10 protein-coding genes and 1 pseudogene are annotated in these 13,044 nt (G+C 67.1%); 2 read left to right on the forward strand and 9 right to left on the reverse strand.

From position 1 onward, the window contains the following. Positions 1-146 precede the first annotated feature (146 nt). A complete protein-coding gene (locus ACZ4XX_RS39680) occupies positions 147-671 on the forward strand; it encodes a hypothetical protein (protein ID WP_468512678.1) in 525 nt (174 codons plus the stop codon). On the opposite strand, the gene istB is transcribed toward ACZ4XX_RS39680, so the two are convergent. From istB to ACZ4XX_RS39715, 7 genes and pseudogenes are all read right to left on the reverse strand, one after another. Beyond that, complete coding sequence (istB, locus tag ACZ4XX_RS39685) at positions 668-1,441, reverse strand: IS21-like element helper ATPase IstB (RefSeq protein ID WP_468512679.1); 774 nt, start codon at positions 1,439-1,441, stop codon at positions 668-670. The genes ACZ4XX_RS39680 and istB overlap by 4 nt on opposite strands. Beyond that, positions 1,441-3,037 (reverse strand): annotated as a pseudogene (gene istA, locus ACZ4XX_RS39690) (IS21 family transposase). Before istA ends, istB begins: the two are co-directional and overlap by 1 nt. Positions 3,038-3,266: 229 nt before the next feature. After that, positions 3,267-3,941: a DUF6308 family protein gene (locus tag ACZ4XX_RS39695; protein ID WP_468512680.1), complete on the reverse strand. Its 675-nt coding sequence runs from the start codon at positions 3,939-3,941 to the stop codon at positions 3,267-3,269. Positions 3,942-3,987: 46 nt separating this feature from the next. Further along, a complete protein-coding gene (locus ACZ4XX_RS39700) occupies positions 3,988-4,407 on the reverse strand; it encodes a hypothetical protein (protein WP_468512681.1) in 420 nt (139 codons plus the stop codon). A gap of 121 nt (positions 4,408-4,528) precedes the next feature. Next, positions 4,529-5,158: a hypothetical protein gene (locus ACZ4XX_RS39705; protein WP_386548182.1), complete on the reverse strand. Its 630-nt coding sequence runs from the start codon at positions 5,156-5,158 to the stop codon at positions 4,529-4,531. Next, complete coding sequence (locus ACZ4XX_RS39710; RefSeq protein ID WP_386548180.1) at positions 5,155-6,135, reverse strand: hypothetical protein; 981 nt, start codon at positions 6,133-6,135, stop codon at positions 5,155-5,157. The genes ACZ4XX_RS39705 and ACZ4XX_RS39710 overlap by 4 nt, the downstream gene beginning before the upstream one ends. 43 nt (positions 6,136-6,178) lie before the next feature. Further along, entirely contained in the window at positions 6,179-7,375 is a 1,197-nt protein-coding gene (locus ACZ4XX_RS39715) for a nucleoid-associated protein (protein WP_468512682.1), read from the reverse strand. Positions 7,376-8,892: 1,517 nt separating this feature from the next. On the opposite strand from ACZ4XX_RS39715, the gene ACZ4XX_RS39720 reads away from it, so the two are divergent. Next, positions 8,893-10,788, forward strand: a complete 1,896-nt coding sequence (locus tag ACZ4XX_RS39720; protein ID WP_468512683.1) for a helicase associated domain-containing protein — start codon at positions 8,893-8,895, stop codon at positions 10,786-10,788. 56 nt (positions 10,789-10,844) lie between these two features. Here ACZ4XX_RS39720 and ACZ4XX_RS39725 read toward each other — a convergent pair whose 3' ends face one another. Together ACZ4XX_RS39725 and ACZ4XX_RS39730 are read right to left on the reverse strand one after the other, a co-directional pair. Next, positions 10,845-11,681, reverse strand: a complete 837-nt coding sequence (locus tag ACZ4XX_RS39725; protein WP_468512684.1) for an AbiTii domain-containing protein — start codon at positions 11,679-11,681, stop codon at positions 10,845-10,847. Between the two features lie 73 nt (positions 11,682-11,754). Then, positions 11,755-12,786 carry a YaaC family protein gene (locus ACZ4XX_RS39730; RefSeq protein WP_468512685.1) on the reverse strand — a complete coding sequence of 344 codons (1,032 nt, stop codon included), beginning with the start codon at positions 12,784-12,786 and terminating at the stop codon, positions 11,755-11,757. Positions 12,787-13,044 lie beyond the last annotated feature (258 nt).

Genomic DNA, 13,044 nt, shown 5'->3' on the forward strand with positions numbered 1-13,044 from the left:
CGATCTTCCACAGCCCGTCCGGAACAATCCAACTCCACGTACCCCGCCCCATGACGGTCTCAACGACCGCCTCACCACATAGGACACGGTCTAAGTTCACGTAATTCCCCAGGCCCTGGCCGCGGCCGGGGGTTACGTTGGCCAGCGTGAACTTGCTGGGGTGGAGCTATCGGTATGTGGGACCGCCTGATCTGCGGGCCCTTGTCCGGCCGGAGGCTGAGGGCCGACGCATCCACTCGGTGGCGGACTTCAACGACTGGGTGTCGGGCCTGGCAGCGGTGGAGCTAGCCGAGCCTTTCACGTTCGTCATCGACTCGGCGGGCGTGCTGCGGCTCGCCCCGCGCCGGAGTGAGCACGTGGTGTGCGCTGGCGGCGGTCCCGTTCTCGGCGCCGGAGAGATGGGCTTCCGCGAGGAGTCTGGGCAGTGGGTGGTCGGCGAGGTGAGTAACCAGTCGACCGGATACAGCCCGGACATCAGCTCGTGGCCGGCCGTCGCGAAGGCTCTGGACGCAGCCGGAATCGAGCACCCTTCCGGCTTCACCCACGAGGTGGTGTTCCGGCGCTGTCCCGCCTGTAGCCGGCTGAACATCGTTCGGGAGGAGGACTTCGTCTGCGTCTTCTGTGACGAGGACCTGCCGCGGGAATGGAACGTGGACTGGGCTGGGCGTTAGCGGACTGGGGGCTTGTCGGGCTTGTCGGTGGGGTTCTTGGGTCGCTTGTTCGGGCGGTAGCTGGGGCCGTTCATGATGACCTGGTGGCTGGTGTTGATCAGCCGGTCCAGCAGCGACTCGGCGACGCCGGGGTGGGGGAAGAGGGGATACCAGTCGCTGGGTGCCCGGTTGCTGGTGATGATCAGGGACCGGCCTTGCCGTTCGCTGACCAGTTCATAGAGGTCATCGGCCTGGGACGCTCCGAGCTGGCGCATGGCGAAGTCGTCGAGGATGAGCACGTCGGGCCGTACCAGTTCACGGATCCGCTTGTCCCAGGTGCGGTCCGCGTGGCCGCCGGCGAGGTCCGCGAGGATCCGGCTGGTCTTGGCGAACCGGACGTGGGCGCCCTGGCGGACCGCGAGATGGCCGAGGGCCTGTGCAACGTGTGTCTTTCCGACCCCGACCGGGCCGAAGAGGATGACCGACTCGCCCGAGTGGAGCCAGCGCAGGGCCCCGAGATCGCGGATCTGGGCAGCCGGCAGCTTCGAGGAAGCGGTGAAGTCGAACTCCTCCAGGGTGACCTGCTGCTCGAACTTCGCTCGTGCCAGGCGCCGTTGGAAGGCGACGGTCTCACGGCGGGTGATCTCGTCCTGGCAGAGGACCTGGAGGAAATCCAGATGCCCGAGTTCGCCGCCGTGGGCCTGGGCCAGGCGGGCATCGAGGGTCTCCAGCATCCCCGAGAGCCGCAGCGACTTCAGAGACTCACGCAGGGCAGAATCCATCACGCTCATCAGATGCTTCCCTCAACTTCGCCGTGGACCTGGTCGTCGTGGAGCTCATCCGCCGTCTCGGACGGGGCGACGGAGGCGAAAAGTCGCTTGGGCCCGTGGAGGAAGGCCGCGGCGCCCGCGTCCCCGCTCGATTCGGGCTCCGGATCGGTCTCGGTGCCGGCGATCAGGATGCCCTTGATGGTCCGGTAGGACGGATCTCCGACCGTGATGGCCCTCGCGCAGGCGGCCTCCAGCCTCGCGTCGCCGTACTTCTTCTTCAGCCCGAGGATCCCTTGGGCGGCGCGGAGCCGGTAGAGCGCGTTGACCTCCAGCAGCTGGTCGACGACGGTCCGGCAGGCGTCCCCGACCTCTGATGCCTGGGTCCGGCACCAGATCGGCGTGCGCATCTGGAAGGCGATCTTCTCCGGCGGGTAGTCGGTCCTGTCGGTTCGTTTTCCCTGATCAAGGGCCACGTGGGTCTTGACCAGGTCGCCGTCGAGGAAGACCTGCACCATCGTGGCGGTCGAGCGGACATCGACCCGGCGGCCGATCAGTTTCCAGGGAACCGAGTAGAGAGTGCGGCCGACCTTGATGTGGATGTCCGGCCCGACCACCGCCGTCGACCAGCGGGCCAGCACGAACGGAGTGGGCGGCAGCGGCAACAAGGTCTCGGCCTCGATCGCCTCGAACACCGCCATCGGTGCGGGCCCCCTGCAACGGCCGGCACTGCCGTCGGCCGGCCACCTTCTGGCTCCAGGTCACAGCCTCGGCCTGCATGTGCTCGATCGAGGTGAACTCCCGCCCCCGCCAGAACGAGTCCCGGATGTAAGGCATCGGGCGTTCGACCCGCGGCTTGTCCTTGGGACGGGCGGCGCGGGCCGGATCGACCAGTGCCCCGTAGTGGGTGGCGAGCTCGGCATACGCCTTGTTGATCTTCGGGTCGTAGAGATCGGGCTTGTCGACGCCGGTCCGCAGGTTGTCCGGCACCAGCCGGCGCGGGACGCCCCCGAAGTAGCGGAAGGCGGCGACGTGGGCTTCGGTCCAGGCGTGCTGGTGCAGGTAGAGGACCGGGCGGACGAACATGTGCCGCGAGCACGGCAACACCATCACGAATGCCCAGATCCGGTGCCGCTTGCCGGTCTTCGGATTGGTCCACTGGCCCAGGTGGCCGTAGTCGATCTGAGCCTCCGAGCCCGGCTCGACGTCATCGCGCAAGACCGTGACCTGGGACCTTGCCGTCTCATCGGGCAGCGTGGCATGCACCCAACGGCGGAACGAGGAGATCGACACGTCCAGCTTGTGCTCGTCCCGCAGCCGCTGGTGGATCGTGGAGACGGTCACCGTCCCCAGCAGGTTCTTGATGTAGTCGCGGTGCTGGTCGATGTCGGGCCAGGTGATCTGCCGCAGTCGCCGGTCGCCGAGTTCGGGGAACCAGCTCTTGATCAGCTTGGCCCAATCGGCTTCCCGCATCGGCGGCCCGCCGGGCGTGATCCCGGACGCCTCCGCCGGCTCCAGGTACTTCCTGATCGTCTTGCGGTCCACCCCCAGCGACGCGGCCAGCTCGCTCTTCGAGCGGCCCGCGTACCAGTGGACGTAGATATCGGTGATGTCGACCACGACGAACGTTCTCCTTGCCATCCGGGCTGACCATCGGCCTTCCGAACCACAGGCCCAGGGCCGCCCACGCGCCTCCGCGATGACCAGGTCCCTCGATCCCGAACTCCGTCGTACCCATGGCCAATTAGGAGAAGTCGGGATGAGGAATTACATGACGCTCAAACCACCCGAGATGGGGAAATACATGAACGCCCACACGGGCCGATCCACAGGTTCCGAGCATTGCTCCTCAAGGGCAGGCATGGCCCAGAGCCCGGTGGTTCATCCATACCGCCACATCGCACACCCGCAACGCACTCACCGTCTCCGGCACCCCTGCGGCCTGCCTCAATTCCAGCAGTCGGTGGTGCAGCGCGGCGTCGTCCTCACGCAGCGCGGCATGCAACGCAAGCCAGAACGAGGGGCGCGGGCGGCCCAGAGCGCAGCGCACCACCTTGTCGTAGACCGGCAGCAGCCGCGAGCGCTTACGCGCCAGAAGCTTCCCAGCAATGACCCAGTTGACTCCGTGCTGGGCGCAGAGGAGGTGCCAGGCCTGGTCCGCCGGCGAGCCCTCGGCCAAGATGCCCGCTTCGGCGTCGACCATGTCGGTGTCCGTCGGAATGGCCTGCAGCAGGCTAGACAGCCGCACGCCGAGGCGGCCCTCCAAAAGGTCCAGCGCGACAGAAGCTGGAACGGTCACCGACAAGGTCTGCACCGCGACCAAGTCCTCCGCCGTGAACCGGTCAGCGATCCCCGGCCGGTCTCCCCCACCCGCCAGGTGCTCGAACCGGCTACCGGTGAACGGCACCTCACTGGGTGGCATGCCTATGCCGAAGTAACGCCGCAGATCCACGACGGCCTGCGAATTGGTGATGAAGGCGCGCAGCCGTTGCGGGAAAGGCTGCGGGAGATCACCCGAGGGCATCAGGTGGTTCCTCAGAAGGGGACGGGACGTTGAGGCTGGAGCGGGGTCAGCAGTAAGGCCAGTGGATTCCTTGTCCGCCGCCTCTGATCGCACGCCATTCAAGGATGGGGATCCGGCCGGTGGCGGCATAGATCCAGCCCTTGTGGTGGTAGACGCGGGTAAGGATCGTGTCGAAAACGTGCCAGTCGGCGTGGTGCCCGCAAGCACCGCACCGGTTCGGGTTGAAGCTGCGGCCCCGCTGCCCGGCGGGCCGGTCGTATAGCTGTGCCGCCACGTCAGGCGTATCACCGTCCGGTGCCGCCAGGATGCGGCGCGCCATGTCGACGGCCTCGGGGAAGTCCGTGGTGGTGAACTCTTCGCCGCGCGGCCGGTACGACGGCAGCAGCCCGAACACCCACCACAGGGAGAAGGAGCACCGCTCACACGGCGCCTCGTACGCCAGCACGTCCACCTGCAGCGAACTCACCGCGCGCCCTCCTTCTACATGGCGATCCTGGCACATCATGTGCCTGTGGTCTTCGTCTTCCTCTGCGGCCAGGCAGGTCGTAGGAGGCTGCGCACATGCCTCCTGGTGCGTGCTTGCGGCGCTAAGGATGCGATGGGTCGGGCTGGGGCTGGGTGGGGACCGGCGTGCTGGTGTTGGGGGGTGTGGTCTGTTCGGCGAGTTTGCGGTAGCCGGTCGCTGTGAGGGCGTGCCAGGCGCGATAGAAGCCGAAGGCTGTCACGGCGCCGAATGCGGTGGTGGTGCAGAGGACGAGTGGGCGGTGCTCAAAGGAGTAGCGCAGCATGGCCAGGTCTGCGGTGAGGGTCAGGGCCGTGGTGTTGAGGAGCCAGCCGCGGCAGATACGCATGCGGGAGCGGGCGTAGTCCGCTCTGGCGGCCAGGACAGGGAAGTCGGCCAGTCGCAGGCGTGCCTGGGCGTAGGCGGTGGTGGAGGGGAAGAAGCGTGTGCGCAGGCGGCGGCGGTGGGGGGCGAGGACGGTGTCGGCGGCACGGTCGATAAGGATGCCGAGGGCATAGGCGGCGGCAAGTGCCAGTCCGGTGGCCGCGGATGAGCCTGCGAGCGGGGCGAGTTTGGTGGTGGTGGCGGGGCCTATGACGGCGATGAGGAGCAAAATGGTCGCGGTGAGCGCGCCGATGCCGACCACGAGGACCTCGATGAACATCGCGGTGGCGGCGGCAAGGGCCGGGGGTTCTGGCTGCGTGGTTCTGGTCATAGGGCGACTCCCCAGATCTGTGCCATGTCGGTGAGCATGATGTCTGGTAGCTCGCTGTTGTCCCAGGCGTTTTGAAGGCTGAAGCGGGCTTTCATCAGACGCTCGAAGATGATCAGGCTCTCCGGCTGGCTAGCCAGCAGGTAGCGGCCGTGCCTGAGGAAGTGGGCGCTGGTGGGGCCGTAGTCGGTGTAGGCCCGTGCGATTCGCTCACGGTAGTGCTCGGCGAACTGAGTCAGCTGTTCGCCGTAGGCGGTGGCGTCGTCGATGGTCTGGGAGAGGACTTCGACGACGTCGAGGGACAGGTCTGTGTTGTAGGGGTGGTCGGTGAAGGTGCCGTAGATGCGTTCGGCCAGGCCGAGGATTTTGCTGCTGTGGGCAAGGGCGGGGTGGTTGGCCATGGCGTTTACCCCCCGTTCGACCTCGAGGTCGTATAGCTCAACTAGAGCAATCAGACGGTACAGCGAGCGGCTGACATCGGGGGGTGGGGCGATGCCGGGCTTGTAGAGGAGCTTGTGGGACATGCGTGACCACAAGTCGACTGCCTCTGTGCGCAGTTGGATCTCGCACTCATAGGGGATGCCATCGGGGTCTTCTTCCCTGTCCACCACGACGGCCTGGATGTGCAGGCGTGGGTACTGCAGGCGGTCCACGTCGGCAGTGTCGCGGTGGTCCTGTACCTCGATGACCTCGAGGGATTCCTTGATCACTTCGAGGGCGGGGTCGAGCTGGCCTCTGTGGGGCACGACGACACGTATGCCGGCCTTGTCGGTGACCTGCTTCCAGGGGTCGGCGTAGCCCCTCTGGAACACCTTGGTGTTGAAGCTGCTGATCTCCTTGGCGCGGGAGGTCACCTGGCAGGTGATCCCCTTGCGGGTGGTGTGGTGCACAAGGTGGGCCGCGGTCGCCTCGGCCGCCATTTCGATGCGTGGCCACTCGAGTTGGTAGCGCTGGAAGGCTTCGTCGATGCTCAGCGGCATGAGAGCCCCGCGGTGAGGATCGGATGGCTGTTGTGTGCGGGGGTCATGCCTGTGCCGGCGGGAGCTCATTCCCGGTGAGGACCGGCAGGGCCCGGGTCTGGGCGATGATGACGCTCTCCAGGCCCGGGATCATCTCTGTCTGGGACAGCTGGCTTTCTGTGGGCTGGCTGGGGAGCTTGGGGCGGCGGCCTGCAGTGGCGCCGCTGCTGGTCTTGGCCAGGGTTCCGGTGACCGTGACTGTGGTCTGGCCGTTGCCCACGTCTTTCACGTCCACCGTGCCGTCCTGTACGGCCTCCAGCGGCGCGACCAGGAAGGCTCCGTTGGAAAGGTCTACCCGGACCTTGTGCAGTCTGTTGCCGATGAGCTCGGTGTTCTTCTCGAAGGTGCGGACGGGAACATCGTTCTCGGCCAGGTAGGCGGCGAAGCTGTCCTGGTGCGGTGGCTGTAGGTGAGTCCGGATGAACGTCTGGGGGTCCAGTATCGGGGTAGAGCTCTGGAGCTCGACCATGACGGCCATGACGTAGTCCACGCGCACGTCGGAACCGGTGAAGCGGCTGTTGATCCAGTCCATGGCGGTGTCGTGGAAGCGGCGGGTGAGCTCTCTGGGATCGTTCTGGTGCCGGCAGCCCAGGAACTTCTCCAGGAAGAACCGCGCGACGTCCTTGCCTGACGTCTGGGGGTCAGCAGCCCACCCGTGAAGTCCCGGCTCGGTGACTCCCTCTTCGGCGAAGAGGGCCACCTTGTACACCTTGGACTTCTCGGTGAACAGGAGGTTGGCGAAATACTGCACGTCGAAGGTCCGCAGCCCGTCAACGTCGATGGCGTTGGCCTGCATGCCGGTCTCCTGCTCCAGCTTGACCATCAGCAGCGCGGGCTGGCCGTCCAGGCGGGCAGCGGCAACCAGGAGCAGGCCTGCCGGGCTCTTGCCCGTCTGGCTGTCACGCAGCGCGTAGGCCAGCTCTCCGGAGACTTGCACAAGGTCCTGGTCGCCTCCCAGGAAGGCCCGGACGGCGTCGGGCACAGGAGACTTGAGTTCAGGGTCCTCCACGACCTCGCGCCCCAGGCGGTCGAAGACGTCTCGGAGGTTTCCCTGCAGTGCTGTGCGTACGTCGTCGTTGAGGCGGCAGAACGTCTCGCTGAGGTCCAGTGGAAGGGGTTCCTCGTTCTTCGCGCGCTGCGGCACCGCATGGACAATTGCCTGGTCGACGACAAGGTCACCGAAGTCGGTCCGCACTTCCACCCCACGCATCCCGCCCGTACCCCGGGGGGCCGGACGCACTGTCGCCAGGCGCAGTCCGGGCCGGAGTCTGCCCCCGTCCGCGGCGTACGTCTGTGCGGTATCGCCTGGCACGCAGCAGGACGGGGGCCTGATTCGGGCTTGTCCGTGTCACGTGCCAACAATTGTGGCGCTCATCGTAACGGAGCGTGCAGAGGCCATTGCCTGTATGCCTGAGGGTGGCTGAACTTCAGCGGTCGAAAAGGCGTCGTATGGTGGCACAGGGCGGCGGTGCGCCGCTCCTGGGCCGGGTGCGGGTGGCGGACGGCAGGAATGTCGAGGTCGGCGTCGCGGATGACATGGTCGAAGCGGACGGAAGTGCCGAAGCAGCGTGCGAACAGGCTGTGGTGGGCGAAGGTTCGCTGGGTGCGACTGCGGAACTGCAGGGCTGCGGCCAGGAAACGGGCGGGCGTGATCCAGGATGGCGTACATGTGGCGCAGCCCGGGCGACATGCCGACGTATTGGTGGATGGCCAGGCGGGTGACGCATTCGTCGACACTGTCGATCTCTGTCATGTCCAGCAGGGCATGGGTGGTGCCGAACAAGCAGGGTAGCCGCTGCGGCGGCGCACGGCGGATTGAGCAGGTGCGTGGCTAGGACGTGGGCCACGTGGGGTGATCGGGACGGTGGCGATGCCGGGCCCTGCGTATCCGGCAAGGTCGTCAGGCACTTCGAGTCGGTGCTGGCGGACCAGCAGCCCGGCTCTGCGCAGTACCGCCAGAGCGTCGTCCAGCCCTCGTAGGCGCCGAAGTGGTGGCGCAGCATCGGATAGCGCCGCACCTCCGGCTCCTCAGATTCCAGAATGCGGCCGGCGAGGTCCAGAGCGCTTCCTCGAGCTCGGCCTCGTAGGCAGTCAGACGCTCGTCGGCCAGGTGGTCCGGATTACGCAGCCAGAAGTCCAGCTTCTGCAGCTTGACCTGCGTCCGCATCACGTCCACCGCCCGCTCCAGCCCGGGCAGCGCCGTCTCCGCCTCGCAAGCCCCGTCGATAAGCAGCAAAAGACGTACTGCGTCCTACTCTCGGCTGGCTACTGGCTCTCCCGGCCCCCGCGCCGCCCCCGTGACCTATCCGACGGCATAACTACCCGCACACGAAACTGACCATGGTGTGACAAGGGCGAATGTACGTACATGCCCATTCTGCAGAGCACCCCAAGCCGGTGATCGACTCGGGCCAGCAGGGTGATCCCGAGGGAGAGACGTGATGTCTGGCAAGGCGGTCGGCGTGCATCCTGACACTCCGCCGTCGTGAGCATGCGCGGCACGTGAAATGCCAGCCCATCAACATCTCACACACATTCAGGGTCGGTAAAACGGACGAAGCCCACCGCGTTTCGGGCCGGATCGGGAAGCCGTGGGCGGTCGTCCACGACAACCAGAAAATCCCGTCCCTGCGGCGCCTCTACATGACGGCCACGCCGCGGCTGTGGTAGCTCGGGGACGACGACGCGGCCGGCACGCCCGGCGAGCTGGTCGCGAGCATGGAAGACGACCCCGAGGGCTCCTTCGGCAGCCGCTGCTTCACCCTGACCCTCTCGGAGGCGATCGACAGGGGAATCTGTGCCCCCTACCAGGTCGTATGCGTGGACGTCACCGACACCGCCCTCCAGGCCGCGCAGCTCCTGGGCGCCGAAGGCCGCTCGGCAGAGGTCCGCGGGGCCCGGCTCGCCGCGCTCCAGACCGCCCTGGTGAAGGCGTCGGCCGAAGAGGGCTTCCGGCGCACGCTCGTCTTCCACCACGTCGTCAAGGAAGCCGAAGCCTTCGCGGCCGGCCTCCCCGACGTCGCCGCGCAGCTGCACGCCAGCGACCCCGAGCTGTACCCGAAGACGATCTGGGCGGACTGGCTGTGCGGCGACCACAAGCCGCTCCACCGCCGCCGGCTCCTCGGGGAGTTCGCGGCCGGGATCGCCACGGACGGCACCGTCGTGGAGAAGTGCTTCCTGTCCTCGGTGAAGGTCCTGGGCGAGGGTGTCGACACCAAGAACTGCGACTCCGTGTACTGGGCCGACGTACGCGGCTCGATGCCCGACCTCGTCCAGGCCGTGGGCCGGGCGCTGCGGATGCAGCCCGGCGAGGGCAAGATGGCCTCGCTCGTGGTGCCGGTGCTGCTCGGGCCCGGCGAGACGGCGGACAACATGCTCACGAGCCGGGCGTTCGGCGGGCTCGCCAAGCTTCTGGAGGCGCTGCGGGCCCACGACGCCCGGATCGTGGAGACGCTCGCCGAGCAGCAGGCGCCGAGCCGCTACAAGCCCGTCAGCAAGGACGAGAGCGGCGCGAGCACGGGCGGGAGCGGCGAGGGCTCCGGAGGCGTCAGCGCCCCCGCCAGGGCCCTGCTGAAGTTCTCCACGCCCCGCGACCCGGCGCAGTTGGCGGCATTCATCAACCTGCGAGTCCTCAACCCGGAGCACGAGCACTGGCGGCGCGGCGTGGAGGCCGCCGTCATCTACGCCCGCGAGCACGGTGACCTCCGCGTGCCGTTCACGTTCCGCGTGCCCACCGTCGAGGACCAGGCGGAAGAGGAAGGGTGGCCGGCCTCGCTAGCCGGGTTCCCGCTGGGCCAGTGGACCGCCGACAACCGGCGCTTCTACGCCCGCGGGGACATGGACGAGGACCGCATCACGCAGCTGGAGAAGCTCGGCATGGTGTGGAGCCACTTCGACGTCGCATGGGAGGAAGGTCTCGCGGCGGCGCGCGGGTGGGCCGAGACGAACGGGCACCTCCTGGCCCCGCTCGACGCCACGCACCAGGGCTACCGGGTGGGTACCTGGCTGAAGAACGCGCGGGCCGCCGCCCGGCGTGCCCAAGACCTCGAACAGCACCAGGCCGAAGGCCTGCCGGTGGAGTCGTGGTCCGGCGCCCTGTCGGCGGAGCGACGCGAGCAACTGGAGGACATCGATCCATCCTGGTGCCCGGTCTGGCCGGTCGAATGGCAGCGCGCCTTCCACCTCGTCCGGCTCCACCTTGAGGAAGTCGGCGGCACGCTGCCAACCGAGCCCGGCGAGGTGATGCACCAGGGCGAGGACCTCGGACGGTGGGTGCGGGCGCAGCGGCTCGGCTGGGACAAGCTCACCACCGTGCAGCAGTGGATGTGCGAGCAGGTCCTCGGCATCACACCCGCGACCGAGGAGGAGAAGCCGCAGCCGCGCCGTACGCAGGCCGACAAATGGGCGCTGAACTACGCGGCCGCCAAGCAGTTCTTCGAGCGCGAGGGCCACCTGCGGGTCCCTCGGAAGCACGTCGAACGGATCGTCGGCGAGGACCAGCAGGAGCGGGAGCTCCGGCTCGGAGCCTGGATCGGCAACCAGCGCTCCAGGGCGGCGACGCTGCCCCCGGAGCGGGTGGAGCTGCTGTCCGCAATCGGGATGCGGTGGTCGTAGCGATCTTCAAGCGATGCGTGGGGCTGTCGGCGGGGTCAGCTGGCAGCCCCGTTCGGCTACTTGAGGGCGGCCCAGGCGATGATCGCCGATGCTACCGCGCCGACAGCACCGGCGGCCGTCCAGAGGACGTTCGTGCGGTGCCAGAAGGGCTGCGGCGCCGGAGTCGTCGCAGGCTCGTTGATGTTTGCGCTCGCTGTCCCGCCGCGATCCGCGTGGGCTTTGGGTGCGTTGATGTTTACGGTCGCGTTGTCGCCGGCGCTGATGTTGAAGGCTCTCTCGGCAGCGTCGCCGATCTGGGCGGGGTTGGGATCCTGCTGGCCAGGGGGCATGGATGCTCTCACTTCTGCGACGAACATGGTTAGGCGGGTTCTGATGTGGTCAAGGACGCCCTCGATGCTGGAGATGGCTACATCCCAGTGCAGAGAGGTGATCTCCGTGTCTTCGTTGCCGGCCTTTCGCTGCTGCAGAGTCATCAGCAGGGCGTACTCCGCCGAGCCCGGCGGTGCGAAGAAGACGGACTTCTCGGCTCGGGCGACAAGCCTCTCAAGCTCCTTGACGCCGTTGAGGATGGGGGCCATCTCTCCGACGCCGCGTTCGCGTGCCGGTTCGGGAAGCTGGTGCGGGCTGATCCGACGACCGTTGTACTGCGTGATCCCGCCGAAGTGGTGGACGTTCGCGTTGATCTCAAGGGCTGCTGGAACTTTTCGATACGCCGGGAGATCGTCGTCAGGGCCGTAGCCTTCGAGTTCCTTGCGTGCCCAGGTCCTCAGTTCCTGATGGTGGGCGTAGCCGCCCAGCATCAGGCAGCGGCGGAGCGCAGATGCGAGTGGAGTCTTGTCGTCCAGGACAGCACCTTCAAGCTGCTCTAGTCCTCGAACGTCTGGTGGGGTCACGCCGTCCAGTGTGCCCGGTAAAGCACCCCCGTGGGACGCCCTTTCATCGCGGGCTGCCGCCTGGGTGTTCGACTTAGGTGCTCACCTCGATGATGGCCCCCGTGATCAGGACGGGAAGGTGGCTGATCGCCCGTTCTAGCAGTCGTTCGATGGGGACCGCGTGCTGGCTGTCGTCAACGCTGATGAGCTTGACCCAGGTCGCGGGTTGGTAGCGGGCGAGCATTGAGAGGGCGTATAGGACAGCCCACCATGCCATCAGGGGATGCAGCTCCTGCTTCATTGGAGGCAGGACGGGCAGGAAGTACCGGGCCCCGGCGTACGGACGCGTGATGGCCCGCAGGGACTCCCGGCGCTCGGCGCCTGTCGCCGATCCCTGGGGCATCTCCCAGTTGACCATCAGTTCGCCGCCGCCGTGCTCGTAGCGGCTGTAGTCCGGTGGTGCCTCCGCGCCGAGGCTGATGGTACGGGTAGTGACGTAGCTTTCGTGTCGGGCAATGGTGGGGTACGCCGTGAGGAAGTCGGCGAGTGCCTCACGGGTGCCGGCGTCGATGACGCGGTCGGGGATGTTGCACACGGGGACGCTCAGCAGGCTGTGCTCGTGGTGGCCGACGCTGCGCTCGTCCGTGAACAACGGGGTGAGCCTGTCTCTGGTGGTGAGCGGATAGTCGTGGTTCGGCGGCAGTAGGTCCCAGACGTCCTCCAGACGTATCTGGTCCGTGGCCCACACCGGGGAGTCGAGGGCTTCGCTGACTCGCACGAAGCTGCCTTGGGTACCGGGAGGGTCGGTGCGGATCTCGATGTCGGGGAAGGGGAGGTGGAACCCCGTTGTCTTGATCCCGTGGGATTCCAGCCGCCAGTCCTGGCCCTTGAGTGACAAGGCCGCGGCCGCGATGGCGCGTCCGGCTTGGCTGAGTCCGTAGAAGACCTGCAAGGGCCGTGTGGCCGGGTCTACGACGGCGGCGGCTCGGAACATCTGGCCGGTCTGCTCCAGAGCGGCCGCGTAAGTCTTGCGGCGGGCGCCGGGATCCGCCGCCTTGCCCGGTGGGTTCGAGCGGCTGGCCCGCAGCCACACCCATGCCTGATCGGTGTCGAGATCGCTGTGCATGGCCAAGGACGCTACCCGGCACCGACCATCACGCGCCGAAAGATTTCCCCGTGAAAGCGCAGAGGGCCGGGCGGGAAGTTTATCGTCACTTGGACGAGAAGTGGGGTATGCTGACTTCGCCCGCGCGGGGCTCACTGCTCCGGCGTGCTCACCCGCCTTAGACGTCGTTTTCGTCCAATGTTTCATCCCGAGATGGGATGCTCTGTGACTTTCTTCGGGTCGCGCCAGGAGATGGTGTTCTCACTGGTGAGGCGGCGG

It is taken from the genome of Streptomyces sp. NPDC029956 (assembly GCF_055574655.1).

Bases quoted from the DNA above. Each gene is read 5' to 3' on its own strand.
- istB (WP_468512679.1), bottom strand. From the start codon at position 1,441: ATGAGCGTGATGGATTCTGCCCTGCGTGAGTCTCTGAAGTCGCTGCGG.
- ACZ4XX_RS39695 (WP_468512680.1), bottom strand. From the start codon at position 3,941: ATGCCCTCGGGTGATCTCCCGCAGCCTTTCCCGCAACGGCTGCGCGCC.
- ACZ4XX_RS39705 (WP_386548182.1), bottom strand. From the start codon at position 5,158: ATGACCAGAACCACGCAGCCAGAACCCCCGGCCCTTGCCGCCGCCACC.
- ACZ4XX_RS39710 (WP_386548180.1), bottom strand. From the start codon at position 6,135: ATGCCGCTGAGCATCGACGAAGCCTTCCAGCGCTACCAACTCGAGTGG.
- ACZ4XX_RS39720 (WP_468512683.1), top strand. From the start codon at position 8,893: ATGGAAGACGACCCCGAGGGCTCCTTCGGCAGCCGCTGCTTCACCCTG.
- ACZ4XX_RS39730 (WP_468512685.1), bottom strand. From the start codon at position 12,786: ATGCACAGCGATCTCGACACCGATCAGGCATGGGTGTGGCTGCGGGCC.